General features: G+C 57.9%; 18 protein-coding genes. 17 read left to right on the forward strand and 1 reads right to left on the reverse strand.

Going from position 1 to position 19,051, the window contains the following annotated elements; translation table 11 throughout:
- Positions 1-156: 156 nt before the first annotated feature.
- The 4 genes from dprA to SKA53_RS08150 all read left to right on the forward strand — a co-directional run bounded on the left by dprA (position 157) and on the right by SKA53_RS08150 (position 5,450).
- Positions 157-1,287, forward strand: a complete 1,131-nt coding sequence (gene dprA / locus SKA53_RS08135) for a DNA-processing protein DprA (protein ID WP_207327932.1) — start codon at positions 157-159, stop codon at positions 1,285-1,287.
- 134 nt (positions 1,288-1,421) lie between these two features.
- On the forward strand, positions 1,422-4,034 hold the full coding sequence (gene topA, locus SKA53_RS08140; RefSeq protein ID WP_007205640.1) for a type I DNA topoisomerase: 2,613 nt from the start codon (positions 1,422-1,424) through the stop codon (positions 4,032-4,034).
- Between the two features lie 73 nt (positions 4,035-4,107).
- Positions 4,108-4,812, forward strand: a complete 705-nt coding sequence (locus SKA53_RS08145) for a CoA transferase subunit A (RefSeq protein ID WP_007205641.1) — start codon at positions 4,108-4,110, stop codon at positions 4,810-4,812.
- Complete coding sequence (locus SKA53_RS08150; protein WP_007205642.1) at positions 4,812-5,450, forward strand: 3-oxoacid CoA-transferase subunit B; 639 nt, start codon at positions 4,812-4,814, stop codon at positions 5,448-5,450. The genes SKA53_RS08145 and SKA53_RS08150 overlap by 1 nt, the downstream gene beginning before the upstream one ends.
- A 55-nt stretch (positions 5,451-5,505) precedes the next feature.
- Here the strand turns inward: SKA53_RS08150 and SKA53_RS08155 are convergent, their stop codons facing one another.
- Entirely contained in the window at positions 5,506-6,345 is an 840-nt protein-coding gene (locus tag SKA53_RS08155; protein ID WP_007205643.1) for a lytic transglycosylase domain-containing protein, read from the reverse strand.
- Between the two features lie 350 nt (positions 6,346-6,695).
- On the opposite strand from SKA53_RS08155, the gene SKA53_RS15570 reads away from it, so the two are divergent.
- The 13 genes from SKA53_RS15570 (at position 6,696) to SKA53_RS08210 (ending at position 19,022) form a co-directional block, all read left to right on the forward strand.
- On the forward strand, positions 6,696-6,869 hold the full coding sequence (locus tag SKA53_RS15570; protein WP_165474493.1) for a Flp family type IVb pilin: 174 nt from the start codon (positions 6,696-6,698) through the stop codon (positions 6,867-6,869).
- Between the two features lie 184 nt (positions 6,870-7,053).
- A complete protein-coding gene (locus SKA53_RS15575) occupies positions 7,054-7,227 on the forward strand; it encodes a hypothetical protein (RefSeq protein WP_007205645.1) in 174 nt (57 codons plus the stop codon).
- Between the two features lie 300 nt (positions 7,228-7,527).
- Complete coding sequence (gene cpaB / locus SKA53_RS08160; protein ID WP_007205646.1) at positions 7,528-8,361, forward strand: Flp pilus assembly protein CpaB; 834 nt, start codon at positions 7,528-7,530, stop codon at positions 8,359-8,361.
- A 317-nt stretch (positions 8,362-8,678) separates the two neighbouring features.
- Positions 8,679-10,109 (forward strand): type II and III secretion system protein family protein, encoded by a 1,431-nt coding sequence (locus SKA53_RS08165; protein WP_007205647.1) that lies wholly within the window; start codon positions 8,679-8,681, stop codon positions 10,107-10,109.
- Positions 10,110-10,122: 13 nt separating this feature from the next.
- Complete coding sequence (locus SKA53_RS08170) at positions 10,123-10,779, forward strand: OmpA family protein (protein ID WP_007205648.1); 657 nt, start codon at positions 10,123-10,125, stop codon at positions 10,777-10,779.
- Positions 10,780-11,013: 234 nt separating this feature from the next.
- Positions 11,014-12,258 (forward strand): AAA family ATPase, encoded by a 1,245-nt coding sequence (locus SKA53_RS08175; protein WP_007205649.1) that lies wholly within the window; start codon positions 11,014-11,016, stop codon positions 12,256-12,258.
- 9 nt (positions 12,259-12,267) lie between these two features.
- On the forward strand, positions 12,268-13,707 hold the full coding sequence (locus tag SKA53_RS08180) for a CpaF family protein (protein WP_007205650.1): 1,440 nt from the start codon (positions 12,268-12,270) through the stop codon (positions 13,705-13,707).
- Positions 13,708-13,715: 8 nt separating this feature from the next.
- A complete protein-coding gene (locus SKA53_RS08185) occupies positions 13,716-14,678 on the forward strand; it encodes a type II secretion system F family protein (RefSeq protein ID WP_007205651.1) in 963 nt (320 codons plus the stop codon).
- 10 nt (positions 14,679-14,688) lie between these two features.
- A complete protein-coding gene (locus SKA53_RS08190) occupies positions 14,689-15,639 on the forward strand; it encodes a type II secretion system F family protein (RefSeq protein WP_007205652.1) in 951 nt (316 codons plus the stop codon).
- Positions 15,640-15,671: 32 nt separating this feature from the next.
- Positions 15,672-16,214 carry a tetratricopeptide repeat protein gene (locus SKA53_RS08195; RefSeq protein WP_110549086.1) on the forward strand — a complete coding sequence of 181 codons (543 nt, stop codon included), beginning with the start codon at positions 15,672-15,674 and terminating at the stop codon, positions 16,212-16,214.
- A 26-nt stretch (positions 16,215-16,240) separates the two neighbouring features.
- The gene (locus tag SKA53_RS08200; protein ID WP_007205654.1) at positions 16,241-17,095 is read left to right on the forward strand and encodes a tetratricopeptide repeat protein; all 855 of its coding nucleotides are present in this window, start codon (positions 16,241-16,243) and stop codon (positions 17,093-17,095) included.
- Positions 17,096-17,099: 4 nt separating this feature from the next.
- Positions 17,100-17,591 carry a prepilin peptidase gene (locus SKA53_RS08205; protein ID WP_007205655.1) on the forward strand — a complete coding sequence of 164 codons (492 nt, stop codon included), beginning with the start codon at positions 17,100-17,102 and terminating at the stop codon, positions 17,589-17,591.
- A 120-nt stretch (positions 17,592-17,711) separates the two neighbouring features.
- Complete coding sequence (locus SKA53_RS08210; RefSeq protein ID WP_040482865.1) at positions 17,712-19,022, forward strand: ATPase; 1,311 nt, start codon at positions 17,712-17,714, stop codon at positions 19,020-19,022.
- Positions 19,023-19,051: the final 29 nt, after the last annotated feature.

A 19,051-nucleotide genomic window follows, 5' to 3' on the forward strand; every position in this document is an offset into this window, starting at 1 on the left:
AGCGCATGTTCAGGGCCGCAGTGCATGCGGCCCGCTGCATGTCAAAAAAACATTTAAATCAGATATTTAAAAGAATATCGGCTGGGGGCGCGATACGATTCACGGGTTATTAATTGCAAAGGCGTACCCCTTGGTCAGCAATAGGCGGAGCAAGGGATGACCCAACCGATTAAATCTTCCATCCCCCCCCGACACCCCCCCACCACGGAAGAGGATGTGATCAGCCATCTTCGCCTATTGCGATCCCGCCGCGTCGGCCCCGCCACCTATCGGCGCATGCTGGCCGAATATGGCACGGCCACCAACGCGCTGCATGCGTTGCCCGATGTCGCCCGCGCCGCCGGTGTCGCGGGTTACGAGATTTGCCCGATCGGTGTCATTCGCGCCGAATTGCAGGCCGCAAAGGCCGCGGGCGCGCGCCTGTTATGGGACAATGACGCACTTTATCCTGCGGCCTTGCGTGATATGCCTGATGCGCCAGCGTTTTTATGGTGTCTGGGGCAGACAGAATTGTTGACCCGCCCGATGATCGCCCTTGTCGGCGCGCGCAACGCGTCATCGCTGGGCACTCGCATGGCGCGCAAGCTGGCAAATGATCTGGCTGATGCGGGCTATGTCGTTGTGTCCGGCCTCGCACGTGGCATCGACACGGCGGCACATCTGGGCGCGCTGGCGGGTGGCACCGTGGCGGTGCAGGCCGGTGGCGTCGATGTGATCTATCCGGTCGAAAACACCCAGCTGGCCCATGACATTGCCAAACAGGGGCTGCGGATCGCGGAAATGCCGATGGGGCTGCAACCGCAGGCGCGGCATTTTCCGGCGCGCAACAGGATCATTTCAGGAATAGCGCAAGCCGTTGTCGTGGTCGAGGCTGCGGCGAAATCAGGCAGCCTGATCACCGCGCGCAATGCGCTGGATCAGGCGCGCGATGTGCTGGCGGTGCCGGGCCATCCGTTCGATGCCCGCGCGGCAGGCTGCAACATGCTGCTGCGCGACGGCGCGACATTGGTGCGATCCGCCGATGACGTGATCGAGGCGTTGGCATACAAACCGGTTATTACAACACCTGTCCCGCGACAGGCGCCGCAGGCCCGCCCTGCGCTGCGCAATATTGCAGCGCTGCACGCGATGATCCTGCAGCGACTTGGCCCTGCCCCCGTCGCCGAAGACCAGCTGTTGCGCGACCTTGCAGTGTCTGCCACCGACGTGGGCCCCGCCCTTGTCGATCTGGAGCTTGATGGCAAGATCACGCGACAGGCCGGTGGGTTGCTGGCACGCGCGGTGTAGCGACAGGACTTTCTGGCCTCCGCCGGGGATACTTCGGCTCTGAAGATGGGCGGAAATTTCGTGTCATTGACATTCACGTCGTCGTCGCCACATCTTGCGCCACTTGAACAAAGCCGCGCAGATAAAGGATTCCCATGCCCGTCGTCGTTGTCGAATCCCCCGCAAAAGCCAAGAAAATCAACGAATATCTTGGCAAGGGCTATATTGTTCTGGCGTCCTACGGCCATGTTCGCGATCTGCCGCCAAAGGATGGGTCGGTGCTTCCTGACGACGATTTCGACATGAAATGGGAAATCGCGACCGACAGCAAAAAGCACATCAAGGCCATCGTGGACGCGCTAAAAACCGACAATGAACTGATCCTTGCCACCGACCCCGACCGCGAGGGGGAAGCGATTTCATGGCACCTGACCGAAGCACTGACCGAGAAGAAAGCGATCCGCAAGGACACGCCCGTCAGCCGTGTGGTGTTCAACGCGATCACGAAAACCGCTATTCTTGAGGCGATGAAAAACCCCCGGCAGGTCGATGCGCCCTTGGTCGAGGCTTATCTTGCGCGCCGCGCTTTGGATTACCTTGTCGGGTTCAACCTGTCGCCCGTTTTGTGGCGCAAACTGCCCGGTGCGAAATCGGCTGGCCGCGTGCAATCGGTTTGCCTGCGCCTGATCGTCGAGCGCGAGATGGAGATCGAGGCATTTCGCAATCAGGAATACTGGACCGTCAAGGCCCAGCTGCAATCGCCGCGCGGCCAGATGTTCGAGGCGCGCCTGACCGCACTGGCGGGCAAGAAGCTTGATAAATTCGATCTGGGCAATGCCACGCAGGCCGAATTGGCGGTGCAGGCGGTCACTTCGCGCGATCTGAAAATCACATCGGTGGAGGCAAAACCCGCCATCCGCAACCCCAGCCCGCCCTTCATGACATCAACCCTGCAACAAGAGGCCAGCCGCAAATATGGCATGGGTGCCAAGCAAACGATGAGCGTGGCCCAGCGTTTGTACGAATCCGGTCTGATCACTTATATGCGGACCGACGGGATCGACATGGCGCCAGAGGCCGTGACCGGCGCGCGCGACGCGATCAAGGCGAAATTTGGCGCGCAGTACCTGCCCGATCAGCCGCGCATCTATAAAAACAAGGCCAAGAACGCCCAAGAAGCGCATGAATGTATCCGCCCCACCGACATGATGGTTGGTGCCGATCAGGCCGATATCAAGGATGTCGACCAGCGCAAGCTATATGACCTGATCTATAAACGCACGCTGGCCAGCCAGATGGCGGCGGCACAGCTGGAACGGACGGTCGTTGACGTGGCAAGCGCCGATGGGCAGGTGATCCTGCGCGCGAATGGGCAGGTCATGGTGTTCGACGGTTTCATCGCAATCTACGAAGAAGGCCGCGACGATACTGCCGATGACGACGACAAACGCCTGCCACAGCTTGCGCAAGGCGAAAAGGTCGTGAAGCAATCGGTCGATCCAGAGCAGCATTTCACCCAGCCTCCCCCTCGCTATACCGAGGCGACGTTAGTCAAGCGGATGGAAGAATTGGGCATCGGGCGGCCATCGACCTACGCCTCGATCGTGACCACGATTCAGGATCGCGGCTATGTCGAAAAGGACAAAAACCGCCTGATCCCGCAGGACAAGGGCCGATTGGTCACCGCCTTTTTGATGAATTATTTCCAGAAATACATCGGTTATGATTTTACCGCCGATCTGGAAAACCAGCTCGACGAGGTAAGCGCGGGCAACGCCGATTACAAAAAGGTACTGGACCGGTTCTGGCGCGATTTTTCCGCCGCCATCGGCGAAACCGCTGATCTGCGTATTGGTGAAGTGCTTGACAAGATCAACGAGGTGCTGGAACCGCATCTGTTTCCGCCCACCGCCGATGGCACCGATCCGCGCCTTTGCCCCAATTGTGGTGCAGGCCGCTTGTCGATGCGCACGGCGCGGTCGGGTGGTGCGTTCATCGGCTGTTCGAATTACCCCGAATGCCGCTATACTCGCCCCTTTGGCCCACCTGATCCAGAGGCTGAAAAATCCGCGATCCCGCCCGATGGCAAATTGCTGGGGCATGACGCGGGCGATGAAATCCGCATCTTCAAAGGGCGTTTCGGCCCTTATGTACAGCGTGGCGCCACATCCGAGGCCAACCCCAAACCCGACCGCACCGGCGTGCCCGAAGGCTGGCCTGCGGAAGAGGTCGATCTTGAACAGGCGCTGCGCCTGCTGCAACTGCCCCGCCAGATCGGGCTACACCCCGAAGATGGCATCATGGTCTGGGCAAATATCGGGCGGTATGGTCCTTATCTCAAACATGCGGCCAGCACGTCCGACAAGGGCGGCACCAATGCCAATCTGGACGGGATCGACGAGGTTTGGACCGTGGGCATGAACCGCGCCGTGCAATTGCTGGCCGAAAAGGTCGCCTCGCGCGGCGGGCGTGGCAAGGCCGCGGCCCCGATCCGCGAACTGGGCGACCATCCGCAGGCGGGTGGTGCGGTCAATATCTATGACGGCAAATACGGCCCTTATGTGAAATGGGACAAGATCAACGCGACGATCCCCGACACGATCACGCCCGATGACCTGACACTGGCGCAAGCCATCGACCTGATCGACGAACGTGCCGCCAAGGCCGGAAAAAAGAAGCCGTCGGCAAAGAAGCCTGCGGCGAAAAAACCTGCCGCCAAGAAACCTGCCGCGAAAAAGCCTGCACCAAAGAAAGCAGCAACCAAGTAACGGTGCTGCAGCGCGGCGATTGACTTTGCGCGGGGACCGCGACAGTTTTGCGCGAATGGCTAAGGGGAGCAGCATGAAAAAGATCTACGGCTCGGCACAAGAAGCGTTGGACGGGCTTTTGTTCGACGGCATGTTCATCGCGGCGGGAGGGTTCGGTCTGTGTGGCATTCCCGAACTGCTGCTGGCGGCGATCAAGGACGCAGGCACCAAGGACCTGACTTTCGCGTCCAACAACGCGGGTGTCGATGATTTCGGCATCGGCATCCTGTTACAGACCCGGCAGGTGAAAAAAATGATCTCGTCCTATGTTGGCGAAAATGCCGAATTCATGCGCCAGTATCTGTCGGGTGAGCTGGAGCTGGAATTCAACCCACAAGGCACGTTGGCCGAACGGATGCGCGCCGGTGGCTGCGGTATCCCCGGATTCTACACGAAAACCGGCGTCGGGACCGTGATCGCGGACGGCAAGGAACACAAGGATTTCAACGGCCAGACCTATATCCTGGAACATGGCATTGTTACCGACCTGTCCATCGTCAAGGCGTGGAAAGCGGATGAAACCGGAAATCTGGTGTTCCGCAAGACTGCGCGCAATTTCAATCCGCCGGCCGCAATGTGCGGCAAAATCTGTGTCGTCGAGGTTGAAGAAATCGTGCCGACCGGCAGCCTGGACCCCGATCACATTCATCTGCCCGGGATCTATGTGCACCGGATCATCGCAGGCACCCACGAAAAACGCATCGAACAGCGCACCACGCGCAAGCGGGAGGACGCATAATGGCCGAACAGATCAAAGGCTGGGATCGCAACCAGATGGCCGCCCGCGCGGCGGAAGAATTGCAAGACGGCTGGTATGTGAACCTTGGCATCGGCATCCCGACGCTTGTCGCCAATTATGTCGGTGACAAGGATATCACGCTACAATCGGAAAACGGGATGCTGGGAATGGGCCCCTTCCCGTTTGAAGGTGACGAAGACCCAGACCTGATCAATGCGGGCAAGCAAACGATAACGGAATTGGGCCGCACGGCCTATTTCGATTCTGCGACATCCTTTGGCATGATCCGTGGTGGCAAGATCGCAGCAGCGATCCTTGGCGCGATGGAAGTGGCGGAAAACGGCGATCTGGCGAACTGGATGATCCCCGGCAAGCTGGTCAAGGGCATGGGTGGCGCGATGGATCTGGTCGCCGGTGTCGGCCGCGTGATCGTGGTGATGGATCACACCAACAAACACGGCGAATCGAAGGTGCTGAAAAGCTGCACCCTGCCCTTGACTGGCAAGGGCGTGGTGGACCGGATCATCACCAATCTGGGTGTGCTCGATGTCGTCGAAGGTGGCTTGCGGATTGTCGCATGCGCCGACAATGTCACCGAGGCTGAATTGCGCGCCGCGACCGAGGCGACGATCGTCTGACATTATTGGGTAGCCCCGCAACAAGGCCCTACCGGATCATCCGGTAGGGCTTTTTTTATTGCAGAGCGTTGACGTTGAACACGCAGCCATCGGTGATCAGGTCAGGCGGCGTCTGGCACAGCCCCTTGGCGACCTGCCACGCCGCCAGCACCTTTGGCACATAATCCATCGTTTCTGCGAACGGTGGCACGCCTTGGTAACGCTGCACATTGCCTTCGCCCGCGTTGTAGCCAGCCAGCACCAACACCGGATCATTGCCGAACCGGTCCAGAAGCCAACCAAGATAGGCAACGCCACCCTTGATGTTCTGGGCTGCATCCATGCTGTCGCTGACGCCAAAGCGGGCGGCGGTTGTAGGCATCAACTGCATCAGCCCCTGCGCGCCTGCGGTGCTGACAACGTCAGTGCGCCCGGCGCTTTCGATGGCGATAACCGCCAGCACCAAGGCGGGCGACACATCGGTGCCGACCGTTTCGCGCAGGATATGCACCCCCTGCGCTGCGGCGATATTCTGCAAGGCTTGCAACCGTGGCGCAGGCATATGCTGTCCGGTCGGGGGATTGTTGATCCGGTTGATCGCCAGTTCCAGCCGCGCTGGGCTTGAACCGGTCAATGATGATGGGACATTATCCCAGAACCAGCCAAAACCCGATTGTGTCCGCGGTGATGCGGCGATAGCCGACACCGGTTCAGCGCGTGGCGCGGCATAGACAGGACCGCGACGGGGGGCATCGGGATCAATCTGCACCGTGATCCGGCCTGTCGTCTGACCCGCCGCCGGCACGCCGACCCGTTTAAAGGTAAAATCCGGCTGCAGACGCTCGACCTGCGCGAAAACTGTTGTCGCGCTCAAGAGCGCGAACGCGGCTGCAAAAGCCACCCTGATAAGATACATGGACTGTCCTGATCGACATTCTCGTTCATCGAAACATGGCAGAAACCGGTGAAAATGCCACAATCTTGTACAAAAATCGCGATTTTTCCTGTGGGTTGCGGGCCTTTTGGCAACTGGCGTTAGTGAATATGAATATTTGTTAATATTTTCTTTCTATATTTTTCAAAGACTTGCGGGCATTTTCTTGGCACCAGATGCAACAAAGCCCGAAACGCGCGAATATTGCCAAACTCCCGCCCCAATCATCCAACTTAATGGTGAAATCCAAGACGGACCGTGACGCCCAGGGGTTGTCACCATCCCCGGCGAGGAACGGCCAGACCATCAACGATACCCCAGGAGGATCATCAATGCTTAACTTCATCAAGACTTTCCACAAAGACGAAGACGGTGCTGTCACCGTCGATTTCGTGGTTCTGACCGCGGCAATCGTGCTGCTGGGTATCGCTGTCGGCACAGCGATCAGCGGCGGCGCCGGCCAATTGTCGAACAGGATCACAAACGATCTGGTCAACCAAGTCTGATAATAACGGCAGGCGACGTGCAAACGTATGGGCTGCGCTGACCAAAAGGCGCAACCCATACACCACAAATCCGCGGTGGTTAGACCGCCTGTCGCATCTAGGCCCATTCGGGCGCGAAAATGGCTCACAAAACACAGCCAGCAAGACTGATCCCATGTCTGATGACCAAACGGAAGGCTGATGAATGAAAAGCATCTTGCAAACGTTTCACACTGACGAATCCGGTGCAATCACCGTTGATTGGGTCACCCTCTCAGCCGCTGTCGTGGCGCTTATGTTCTTGATCATGTCGACAATTGGTGGCGCGGCCGAAGGTCATGCAACGTGGCTGCAAACCACCATGGCAAACATGATGTAATCGCCGCTGGCGATATCTTCATCACATATTTGCACCGTGGTCTTTTCAATCGCATCGCCGCGACAGGTCACACTGGGCGGGACACACACCATGGTGTGTAACGACATGCCAAGTTGATCAATGTGACTAAGTTACATCCACAAGATTGCGTGATTAACGTTTTAATCGCCTTTTGCTTGCAAAGCGGACAACCCATATTGTAAGTGGCCATGCGATAAAGTCGCATTGGTGCGCGCGGGTCACGGCCATGGCAGACCGTCACACGTGAACGGGCGCGAAACTCTATTCAAGGTTTGCATCATGCGCGCAGTTTTTGGTCTGGTCCTTCTGGTTGGCATGGGGCTGGCAGGTTTTGCCGTCTATATGGTGAACCAATATATGGCGACACAAACCGCCCAGCTTGACCGCGCGCGCCAGATCGCGGCGCAGGCTCTTGTCACCGTGGACGTCTATGTCACAACGCGATCGGTCACTTATGGTGAATATCTGACAGCGGATGATGTCCGTCTTGTCCCTTATCCGCGCGATTATTTGCCCGAAGGCACCTTTGCCACAGAACAGAGCCTGTTCCCGCAGGGGACACAGACGCCGCGCGTCGTTGTCCTGCCGATGATCGCAAATGAACTGGTCCTGACAACCAAAGTGTCCGAACCGGGGGCCAGCCGTGGTCTGACCGCCCTTGTCGAACCGGGCTTTCGGGCGTTTCCCGTCGAAGGGCGCGTGGCGGCCGGTTTCGGCATCCTGCGACCCGATGACAGAATTGACGTTTATTGGACCGGCAGATTGCGGGACGGCCGCGAGGTGACGAACCTGATCAAATCCGGCCTGCAGATCATCGCCGTGCTGGGCGATGCAGGCAACCGCGGCGGACCACAAAGCGTTGTGGTTCAGGTGACCCCAGAAGAAGTGGCCCTGTTGACGCAGGCGCAGAACAGCGGACAATTGACCCTTGCGCTGGTGGGCACTGGCGATTTGTCAGAAACCGGCCCCGTCACAATCGACAATTCCGCGTTGACTGGCGAGCAGGATATTGTCGCCGCCCCCACCCCCGTGGTCGAAGAGGCGCGACGCTGTTTCGTGACCCAGCGCAGCGGCACACAGAGCGTCCAAGTTGAAATCGAGTGTTCTGAGTGACGCGTTGATGCCAGAATCCGACCGCGATTCATGCCGGAGCAGGGTGCATTCTTTATCGGTAATTAATTTTTGCGACATCCGCTATATTGATCAAGATCACCGAAATTAACAGTTTCGGCACGACATGTAGACATAAACGCCGAATAAACGCATGACGTGTATTACTATAAAAATACACAACTTTTGCGCGATATACACATTCGGTTTGCCCTCCAAAGCACTGATTATTGCAATAAATGCAACCTTAGCGCATGTTCACCGCATCAAGGGCACCAAGACCCATTTCAATGAGGCGTGATCGGAGAGGCAGGTCACTTATGAATTATGACAGATTTCTGAAGGCCGCATTGGCGGGCGTTGCGTTGTCGATGACAGCGGCAGCACCAGCCATGGCGCAGGACAGCACGTTGCGCGTATTGCGCGGTGCCGCATCCAACGCATTGGATGTTCCCATGAACCGGGCCGTCGTCGTCGAAAGCGATGTCCCCTTTACCGAATTGTCGATCGCCAATCCCGGCATCGCGGATATTTCGTCCCTGTCCGATCGCACGATCTATGTGTTGGGCAAGGAACCTGGCCGGACCACGCTGACGCTTTTGAGTGCCGATGGCCGGTTGATCACCAATGTCGAGGTGCATGTCTCGCCTGACATGGCGGAATTCAAGGAACGGCTGACGCAGATCCTGCCCGGCGAAAATATCGAGGTCAGGACCGCCAATGACGGCATCGTTCTGTCCGGCACGGTCAGTTCAACCGCACGGCTGGACCGTGCGCTGGATCTTGCGCAGCGTTATGCGCCAGATCGGGTATCGAACCTGATGTCGGTCGGTGGCACGCAGCAGGTCATGCTCAAGGTCCGCTTTGCCGAAATGCAAAGGTCGGTCAGCAAGGCGCTGTCGTCGTCGCTGTCGTTGAACGGTACGTCTTTGCAGAACGGCCGGAATATCCGCGGCGGAAGCAACACAACCGTTGGCCAAGCAGGCATCACGAATACGTTGAACAATATTGTTCCAACGGCCAACGACAACAACGGCGCATTCCTGTTCGGTTTTGGCGCCGGTGGCGTCGAGGTGGGCGTGCTGTTGGAAGCACTTGAATCGCGTGGCGTTGTACGGTCGCTGGCGGAACCGAACCTGACCGCGCTCAGCGGGCAGCAGGCCACCTTTCTGGCGGGCGGCGAATATCCGGTGCCTGTGTCGAGCGAAGACGGTGCGATCAGCGTCGAGTACAAACCTTTCGGCGTCGAGCTGAACTTTACGCCACGGGTGGTGGATGGCGATGTCATCAACCTCGAACTTCTGGCAGCGGTATCGGCGATTGACCCCTCAAACAGCTTTTCGGCAAACGGTTTCGAAATCAGCGCCTTCAGTCGCCGCGAAACATCGACCACGGTCGAAATGCGCGACGGTGAAAGCTTTGCTATCGCGGGTCTGTTGTCGGATGACTTTACCGACCTTAGCGGTCAGGTGCCATGGATTGGCGACGTGCCGATCCTGGGTGCCCTGTTCCGCAGCGCCGAATATGCCCGTCGTCAGACTGAATTGGTCATTATCGTAACGCCGCATCTTGTTTCACCGACACGCGGTACCGCACTTGCCCTTCCGACAGACCGAGTGCGGCCGCCCAGCGAACAAGACCTGTTCCTGTTCGGTCGGGTGACTGCGGCCAGCGCGCCGACACGCGGTGGCGCAGGCGAAGTAGCGCGGCAGGACTTCATGGGGTCCTACGGCTACGTCATGGATGAATGAGTGGAGCGCAACAATGAAACGCTATATGAGCACTGCGCTTGTCGCAGCAACACTGTCCGCCTGCGGCCCATCCGGCCCGACATCCTCGTCCTTCTTTACGGAGGCCGGATCAGAAATTGATCAAGGCGATTTTGGCAATGCCACGATGAACAACGCCTTGGTGCAGACGCGCCAGCAGGATTACACCATCAACCTTGCCCGCCGGTTCAATACCGAGGTCGATGCGATGGTGAATTTCGAATTTGATTCGGCCATTCTGGACAGCCTGGCCCAAGCGACGCTGCGTCAGCAGGCTGATTGGATCCGGCAATTCCCCGAAGTCCGCTTCAAGGTATTTGGCCATACCGACCTTGTCGGTTCGGCAGAATACAACCGCAACCTTGGCCTGCGCCGCGCACAGGCTGTTGTGGGCTATCTGTCCACCCAGGGCATCAGCCGCGACCGTCTGGAAGCTGTCGTGTCCTTTGGCGCGACGCAGCCGTTGATCCCCACACCGGAACCCGAACGTCGCAACAGACGCACCGTGACCGAAGTATCGGGCTTTGTCGAAACCAGCCCGCTGTTGCTGAACGGCAAATACGCTGACGTGATCTTTCGCGAATATGTCTCAAGTGCTGAGCCCAACACGACGGTGCAAGACACCACGATCACGACCGGGAGCGGCGGCTAAGTCCGCAGATCATTGTTTACGCCAGCTATGTCTGGCGTAAACACTCTTCGGGATTTGGCAAGATCGTCGCAAAATTTCGTACAATGACGCTGTTTCGGCCCCATTCTCGACACGATTTCCCGCCATATTTATGAACGCGATGATATCGCCACCTGCCCTGCCCGCACGGCGGGTTGCGGGGGCCGTACATCATGCAGTCGGGACATCTGCAAAAATTGACCAAGGACGACCTTTATGACAACCAGCCCCGCCGTGCAGAATGACCCATCCCCGATCGTTGCCTGCACGATCAGTCGGGATGTGCAAATTTTCGATCTGCTGATTGAAGACATGGAATCGGCGCTGGGTGATTCATGGGGCAACCTGAGCTTCGAAGATGCGGCCGCGTTTCTGGCGCAACCTGACGCCCGGGCGCTGCAATTCGTCACCATCGCGCTGGATGCACAGGACGAAGACAACCTGCAACAAGTCTCTGACATTATCACCGCTGCCAAGGCCGCACGGATCAAGGTAATCCTGATCGCCGAAGACCTGACACCCGCTGCCCTGCACAGGCTGCTGCGGATAGGGGGCGACGAATTCGTCCCCTATCCGCTGCCCGAAAACGAACTGGCCCGCGCAATCGAACGTGTGCTGACCATCGACGATACGGCGCAGTTTTCGCCAACAGGCACGCAGTTCAAGGCGACCGGCACCAAATCGGGCGTTGTCATTCCGATCCACGGTCTGGCCGGGGGTACGGGGGCCACGATGATGGCTGTGAACCTGGCTTGGGAATTGGCCAATATCGACCCCAAAGACCCGCCAAAGGTCTGCCTGATAGATCTCGATTTCCAGTTCGGCACAGCATCGACCTACCTTGATCTGCCACGGCGCGAAGCTGTGCTGGAAATGCTGACCGATACAGCGGCGATGGATGCGGAAAGCTTTATGCAGGCGCTGCTCACCTATGGTGACAAACTGCATGTGCTGACCGCGCCGACCGATATGATCCCGCTGGACATGATTTCACCCGCCGACATCACCCGCGTGATCGAAATGGCGCGGATGAATTTCGATTATGTCGTCATCGACATGCCGTCCACGATGGTGGAATGGTCCCAGACCGTGCTGGAGGCCGCGCATGTCTATTTCGCGATGATCGAGCTTGAAATGCGCTCGGCGCAGAACACGCTGCGGCTGAAACGTGCGCTGCAATCCGAGGAACTGCCGTTTGAAAAGATCCGCTTCATCCTGAACCGCGCCCCCGGTTTTACCGACCTGAACGGCAAAAGCCGGGTCAAACGTCTGGCGGAAAGTTTGGGTATCTCGGTCGAGGTGCTGATGCCTGACGGCGGCAAGGCCGTCATGCAAAGCGCCGATCACGGCACGCCGCTGGCCGAAAGCAATCCAAAGAACCCCCTGCGCAAAGAAATCATGAAACTTGCAAAGTCGGTACATGAGGTCAACGTGACCGCGACCGCCGACGCCAAAGCATAAAGGCGATCCATGTTTTCAAAATACAAGAAACCAGGCGTTCCTGTTGCCGGTGTCACGCAAACGACAGGGCAGCGGGCCGTTGCATCAGCGCCCAATCCCGATAGCCCCTCGCTGATGAAAGCCATGCCGCAGCGCAGGCCAGCCGATGCAGGCCCCGCCGACAAGGACAAGCGCCGAAAGGACCGGTTGCAGGAACTCAAGCTCGACCTGCATAAATCACTGTTGGAAAACCTGAACCTTGCCGCGCTGGAAACCGCGACGGAACAGGAGTTGCGCACCGAAATCAACGCAATCGCCAATGAAACCCTAGAGGAAATGGGTGTCGTCCTCAGCCGTGAAGAACGCCAGACCCTCAGTCAGGATCTGTTTTTCGAGGTGACGGGCCTTGGCCCGCTGGAAACCTTGCTCAAGGATGACACGATCAATGATATTCTGGTCAATGGCCCGCAGCAGATTTTCGTTGAGCGCAACGGCAAGCTGGAACTGACCGATGTCACGTTCAAGGACGAACGCCACCTGTTGCGTATCATCGACAAGATCGTGTCGGCCGTTGGGCGCCGCGTCGATGAAAGCAACCCCTACGTCGATGCCCGCCTTGCAGACGGGTCGCGTTTCAACGCGATGGTGCCGCCGATTGCGGTGGACGGATCGCTGGTTTCGATCCGCAAATTCAAGAAAGACAAGCTGGGCGTCGATGATCTTGTGCGCTTTGGCGCCTTTACCGAGGAAATGGCCGCCTATCTGCAGGCCGCTGTTTCCACCCGGTTGAACATCATTGTGTCGGGCGGGACGGGGTCGGGCAAAACCACGACGCTGAACGCGCTGTCTGGCTTTATCGATGATGCCGAACGCATCCTGACGATTGAAGACACCGCCGAATTGCAGCTGCAACAAACCCATGTGGGCCGTATGGAAAGCCGCCCACCCAATGTCGAAGGCAAGGGCGGCGTGTCGCAGCGCGATTGTTTGAAAAACGCCCTGCGGATGCGCCCTGACCGGATTATCGTCGGCGAAACCCGCGGCGAAGAAGTCATCGACATGTTGCAGGCGATGAACACCGGCCATGACGGGTCGATGACGACGATCCACGCCAACTCTGCCCGCGACGGGGTCAGCCGGTTGGAAAACATGATCGCCATGGCCGGGATCGACATGCCGATCAAGGCGATGCGCAGCCAGATCGCATCGGCTGTGAACCTGATCGTGCAGGCATCGCGTCTGCAAGACGGATCGCGCCGCATGACCTCGATCACGGAAATCACCGGCATGGAAGGCGATGTGATCTCGATGCAGGAAATCTTCCGCTATCAGCGCGTCGGCCTGACCCCCGACAACAAGATCATTGGCCATTTTACCGCGACAGGCGTGCGCAGCCACTTTTCCGAACGGTTCAAATTGTGGGGCTATGACCTGCCGCCCGCCATCTTTGAACCGATGGTCGCGGAGTAGACCAGATCATGTCCATTGAACCCATCATATATATCCTGATCTTTGTCGCTGTGCTGGCGCTTGTCCAAGGCGCCTATCTTGTGATTTTCGGCAAGTCGATCAGCATGGATGGCAAGGTCAACCGCCGTCTTGAGATGCTCGACAAGGGTGGCAACCGCGAACAGGTGCTGGACCAACTCCGCAAGGAGATGACACAGCACATGAAATCGCAAAGCATCCCGATCTATTCATTGCTTGCGACCAAGGCGCAAAAAGCGAATATCGCTTTCTCGCCCACACAGATCATGATGGTGATGGCCGTGGTCAGCGTCGCTGCGTTTTTGATGTTGACGCTTTTCACGCAAGTGGCTCCGCCGGTGCGGATTCTGATCAGCGTGCTGATGGGCGTCGGTGGCGTCTATCTTTGGATCAGCCGCAAGGCGACCCAACGGATCAACCTGATTTCCGAACAATTGCCAGATGCGGTGGACCTGATGGTGCGGTCGCTGCGCGTGGGCCACCCGTTTTCAAGCGCGATCAACATCGCCGCCAAGGAAGTCCCCGATCCGCTGGGTACAGAGATCGGCATCATCGCCGATGAAACCGCATATGGGCGCGACATGGGCGAAACGCTCAAGGCGATGGCGGAACGGCTCGACAATCAGGATTTGCGCTTTTTGGCCGTGGCGGTGACGATCCAGCAATCTTCGGGCGGCAATCTTGCAGAAATCCTCGATGGTCTGTCCAAGGTGATCCGTGCGCGGTTCCGCCTGTTCCGCCGCGTCAAAGCCATTACCGCCGAGGCGAAATGGTCCGGCAACCTGCTCTCGGCTTTCCCGATCCTTGCACTGATCGGCATCAATCTGGTGCAACCAAATTATTTTGATGATGTGATGGAAAGCCCGATGTTCATCCCGGCCTGTTTCGTTGTTGCGGCGTTCTTGGTGCTGAACCTGATCGTGATGCGCGCGCTGACCAATATCAAAGTCTGAGAGACGCCGCATGCAAGCCATTCAAACCTTGATCATCGACATTCTTGGCCCGTTCGGCCCCTTGATGGTTATCGGGCTTGTTGGGTTTTTCATGATCCTGCTGACCTTGCCAGTTGTGTTCAGGCGCAAACAAGACCCGCTTGACCGGCTCAAGGCCGCGAACCGGCCGACCAACAAGACCGAAAGACTACGCGCAGCATCCAGCAAAGACACGCTAGAAAAGTATTCAAACTTTCTGGAGCCGCAGAACGCCGCAGAATATTCCGCGGTCAAGCTCAAGCTGCTGCAATCAGGATACCGCAGCAAGAATGCCGTTCGTATTTACCATTTCGTGCAATTTGCATTGGGGATCACCGGCCTGTTCGGCGGCGGCATCTATTCCTTGATCGAAATGGCGCAACGTACGGTCAATACGCAAGAACTGATCATGATGATCCTCGTGCCAGGCGGCATCGGCTATATGTTTCCCAAATACTGGGTCACCCGCCGTGTCGAGGTGCGCAAAGAGGCCATTATCAACGCCTTTCCGGATTCGCTTGACCTGATGCTTGTCTGCGTCGAAGCGGGGCAATCGCTGGACCAGTCGATCCTGCGTGTATCGAACGAATTGCGCACCGGCTTTCCTGAACTGGCCGAAGAATTCGAGATCGTCAGTCAAGAAGCCAAGGCCGGCAAGGACAAGACCACCGTTCTCAAGGATATGGCCGAACGTTGCGGCGTGCCGGATATTTCCAGCTTTGTGACGGTGATGGTACAATCGGCGCAATTTGGCACATCCATCTCGGATGCGCTGCGCGTCTATGCGTCGGAAATGCGCGACAAGCGCGTGATGCGCGCCGAAGAGGCCGCCAACAAGCTGCCGACCAAGATGACGCTGGCCACGATGATGCTGACCGTGCCACCGCTGATGGCGATCCTGATCGGACCGTCGATCTATGCCATCACAACAAGCCTTGGATAGAGGCTGAACCGGCGATGGGCATTCATCAGACCATGCTGACTGTTGCAGTCATCGCGCTGGCCGCCTGCAACGCGGGCGACCTGAACCAATCCAGCGATGGCACTTTTGCGCCGGGTGCTGTCGGGCTTGGCAATATCGACGGGCTGATCGTTGGCCATAGGCTGATGACGGCCGGTGAATTCGATCTGGCGCTGAAAGCCTATCATCGCGCCGCCGCCCAGCAAGGATTGAACGTGGATACGATGTCAGCAATCGGGTCGGCGAACCTTAATCTGGGGCGGCTTGGTCAGGCGGAACACTGGCTCCAACGGGCCGTCGCAGAAGACCCGACCTTTCCGCCCGCATGGAACAATCTGGGCGTTGCCCTGATGGAACGCGGCCAAGTCGGCGAAGCAAGCGAGGCTTTCCGTCGCGCCTTTGCTGCAGATAACGGCAATTCCGACGAAATACGCGAGAACTTGCGCTTGTCTCTCGCAAATCTTGCGGAAGCTGACGAAAATTTCGCAAAAGACGTTCAAAATTTCAGTCTGATCCGACGTGGTGCAGGTGACTTTGTATTGATGTCGGATCTCTAAGCAGAGCAGCAAGAGGACGCAGAAACATGCGCCATCCAGTTTTCATACCGCTTTTTGCGACACTCATCATCTTGTCCGCCTGTGACAGGTCCGGCGAAGCCGATTTGGAACAGGCGCTGCGCGACATCAATGTCGTTGATGAAACTAACCTCAACGACGTGATGCTGACGGTCGGCGACCCGGACGAGGCCGTCAACTACTTTGCCAACGCCAATGCTAGCGATCCCGGCCGCATTGATCTGCAACGCGGGCTTGCGCTGTCCTTGATCCGCGCGCGCCGCGTAACCGAGGCCGTCGCGGCCTGGCAGACCGTCACAGCACATCCTGACGCCACGGATCATGACCGCCTCAACCTTGCCGATGCCTATATCCGCGGCAATCTGTGGGACGAAGCAGCGGCGACGCTGAACACAATTCCGCCGACCTTTGAAAACTTTGAACGCTACCGCCTGGAAGCAATGGTCGCTGACAGCCGCCAGCAATGGGACAAGGCCGACAGTTTCTATGAAACCGCCGTCGGCCTGACCACGCGGCCCGCCCCAGTCTACAATAACTGGGGGTTTTCCAAACTGACGCGCGGCGATTACCCTGCCGCCGAACGGCTGTTTTCCGATGCCTTGCGGTTCAATCCAGCCTTGTTCACCGCCAAGAACAACCTGGTTCTGGCGCGCGGTGCGCAACGCAATTACACACTGCCCGTCGTGACAATGACACAGGTCGAACGCGCGCAATTGCTGCACACAATGGCGCTAACCGCGATCAAGCAAAATGACGTCACGATTGGCAAATCGCTGTTGAATGACGCGATCAACACCCATCCGCAATATTTCGACGCCGCCGTGCGCGCGCTTGAGGCGCTCGAAAACAATGCAGTGAACTGATCCGATGGGACTGACCGCCAGCGCCGCTCTGTGGTTTTTGCCCGCCGTCGTCCCGATTGCGATCTATGTCGCATGGAGCGACCTGCGGCAGATGAAAATCCCCAATGTCGCAGTCTATGCGCTGGTGATCAGCTTTGCCGTGCTGGGCCTGATCGCCCTGCCGTTTGGCCAATACCTGTGGCATTGGCTGCATCTGCCGGTCATGCTCGTGATCGGGTTCATTCTGAACATGGCGCGCGTTCTTGGTGCGGGTGATGCAAAATTCACCGCCGCGGCCGCACCATTCATTGCCACCACGGATCTGCCTTTGGTTTTGCCCTTGTTCGCAGCCTGTCTGCTGGCCGGTCTTGTCACGCATCGGCTGGTAAAGATCAGCCCCCTGCGCCGGTTGGTGCCACATTGGCAAAGCTGGTCCGAAACCCGCAGGTTCCCGATGGGATTTCCGCTGGCGATGACGCTGGTGTTTTATCTGTCGCTGGTCGCGGTCTATCGTTGAAACTTTGCGCAATACCTTTGACTGGCACGGCTTTGTTCACGATTTCGCCATAATGGGCTGTAATCTGGCAACCAAGCCCCGATCATCAGACACCCATGCTTTCAGCGGATAGGCAGAACAATGAACGTGCAAACATCGACTGTTATGGCCCCACCCGCCCCGCGCAGTCTGGATGCGATGTTGCTGCCCATGGCCATGATGCGCGACATCCTGATCAAGACGATGTTCCGGATGAACCTTGATCAGGTGTCCCAGATCAGCCGGGCCATCTGCCTGCCTGTGGCGGTCACGCAGGAGCTGGTCGATCTGGCGCGCGGCCAACTGCTGGTAGAGGCGACAGGCACTTTGAACGCCAACAGCAGTGCTGAAATGGGGTATCGGCTGACCGATGCGGGCCGCGCCCGCGCGCTGGATGCATTGCACCAATCCGAATATTACGGGCCGATGCCCGTGCCTTTGTCCGTTTACGCCGAACAGGTCAAACGGCAGTCGATCCGCAACACCCAGATCACCCGCGAACAGCTGACCACCGCGATGGGTCATCTGGTCCTGCCTGCGGACCTGTTGTCCCATCTTGGCCCGGCTGTCGGTGCCGGCCGGTCCATCTTGATGTATGGCCCGCCCGGCAACGGGAAATCATCAATTTCTAACGGGATCAGGGATGCGCTGGGGGACAAGATCTATGTGCCGCGCGCCATCGCGTATTCCGGTCAGGTCATCACGGTCTATGACCCGGTCGTTCATTCCGCCGCCGAAGATGACGTGGACGATCCCACCAGTTTGCGCCGCACCGCGGGGCGGTTCGACACGCGCTATGTCCGCTGCGAACGGCCCACGGTGATCACGGGCGGTGAATTGTCGTTGTCGATGCTCGACCTTGTTTATAACCCGACCGCGCGGACGTATCAGGCGCCTTTGCAGATGAAATCAACCGGCGGCATCTTTATCGTCGATGACCTTGGCCGCCAGACTGAGCCGCCGCAGATGCTGGTCAACCGCTGGATCGTGCCGCTTGAAGAAAACAGGGATATTCTGGCCCTGCAATCGGGCGAGAAATTCGAAGTGCCTTTCGACACGCTGGTCGTGTTCTCGACCAACTTTCACCCCAACGCGATCTTTGACAAGGCAGCGTTGCGGCGGATTTTCTATAAGATCAAGATCGACGGCCCCAATCAGGAAGATTACCTGAAAATCTTTGCCATGGTCGCGCGCAAGCGCCAGATGCCACTGGACGAAGACACGCTCGTCCACCTGCTGAATGTGCGCTATCCTGAGATAAACAACATCTATGCGAATTTTCATCCCACGTTTCTGATCGACCATATGATCTCGATCTGCGACTTTGAAGGGATCCCCTATCATATGTCGCCTGACCTGCTCGACCGCGCCTGGGCCAATATGTTCGTCACCGACGAAGACATCGTCCGCTAGATACCGGGCGACCTTTGCAATCCACGGGC

The sequence above is a fragment of the Yoonia vestfoldensis SKA53 genome (assembly GCF_000152785.1).
Taxonomy (GTDB): Bacteria; Pseudomonadota; Alphaproteobacteria; order Rhodobacterales; family Rhodobacteraceae; genus Yoonia; species Yoonia vestfoldensis_A.

Excerpts from the sequence above, each read along its gene's own strand:
- dprA (WP_207327932.1), top strand. The coding sequence starts at position 157 with ATGACCCAACCGATTAAATCTTCCATCCCCCCCCGACACCCCCCCACC.
- topA (WP_007205640.1), top strand. The coding sequence starts at position 1,422 with ATGCCCGTCGTCGTTGTCGAATCCCCCGCAAAAGCCAAGAAAATCAAC.
- SKA53_RS08145 (WP_007205641.1), top strand. The coding sequence starts at position 4,108 with ATGAAAAAGATCTACGGCTCGGCACAAGAAGCGTTGGACGGGCTTTTG.
- SKA53_RS08150 (WP_007205642.1), top strand. The coding sequence starts at position 4,812 with ATGGCCGAACAGATCAAAGGCTGGGATCGCAACCAGATGGCCGCCCGC.
- SKA53_RS08155 (WP_007205643.1), bottom strand. The coding sequence starts at position 6,345 with ATGTATCTTATCAGGGTGGCTTTTGCAGCCGCGTTCGCGCTCTTGAGC.
- SKA53_RS15570 (WP_165474493.1), top strand. The coding sequence starts at position 6,696 with ATGCTTAACTTCATCAAGACTTTCCACAAAGACGAAGACGGTGCTGTC.
- SKA53_RS15575 (WP_007205645.1), top strand. The coding sequence starts at position 7,054 with ATGAAAAGCATCTTGCAAACGTTTCACACTGACGAATCCGGTGCAATC.
- cpaB (WP_007205646.1), top strand. The coding sequence starts at position 7,528 with ATGCGCGCAGTTTTTGGTCTGGTCCTTCTGGTTGGCATGGGGCTGGCA.
- SKA53_RS08165 (WP_007205647.1), top strand. The coding sequence starts at position 8,679 with ATGAATTATGACAGATTTCTGAAGGCCGCATTGGCGGGCGTTGCGTTG.
- SKA53_RS08170 (WP_007205648.1), top strand. The coding sequence starts at position 10,123 with ATGAAACGCTATATGAGCACTGCGCTTGTCGCAGCAACACTGTCCGCC.
- SKA53_RS08175 (WP_007205649.1), top strand. The coding sequence starts at position 11,014 with ATGACAACCAGCCCCGCCGTGCAGAATGACCCATCCCCGATCGTTGCC.
- SKA53_RS08180 (WP_007205650.1), top strand. The coding sequence starts at position 12,268 with ATGTTTTCAAAATACAAGAAACCAGGCGTTCCTGTTGCCGGTGTCACG.
- SKA53_RS08185 (WP_007205651.1), top strand. The coding sequence starts at position 13,716 with ATGTCCATTGAACCCATCATATATATCCTGATCTTTGTCGCTGTGCTG.
- SKA53_RS08190 (WP_007205652.1), top strand. The coding sequence starts at position 14,689 with ATGCAAGCCATTCAAACCTTGATCATCGACATTCTTGGCCCGTTCGGC.
- SKA53_RS08195 (WP_110549086.1), top strand. The coding sequence starts at position 15,672 with ATGCTGACTGTTGCAGTCATCGCGCTGGCCGCCTGCAACGCGGGCGAC.
- SKA53_RS08200 (WP_007205654.1), top strand. The coding sequence starts at position 16,241 with ATGCGCCATCCAGTTTTCATACCGCTTTTTGCGACACTCATCATCTTG.
- SKA53_RS08205 (WP_007205655.1), top strand. The coding sequence starts at position 17,100 with ATGGGACTGACCGCCAGCGCCGCTCTGTGGTTTTTGCCCGCCGTCGTC.
- SKA53_RS08210 (WP_040482865.1), top strand. The coding sequence starts at position 17,712 with ATGAACGTGCAAACATCGACTGTTATGGCCCCACCCGCCCCGCGCAGT.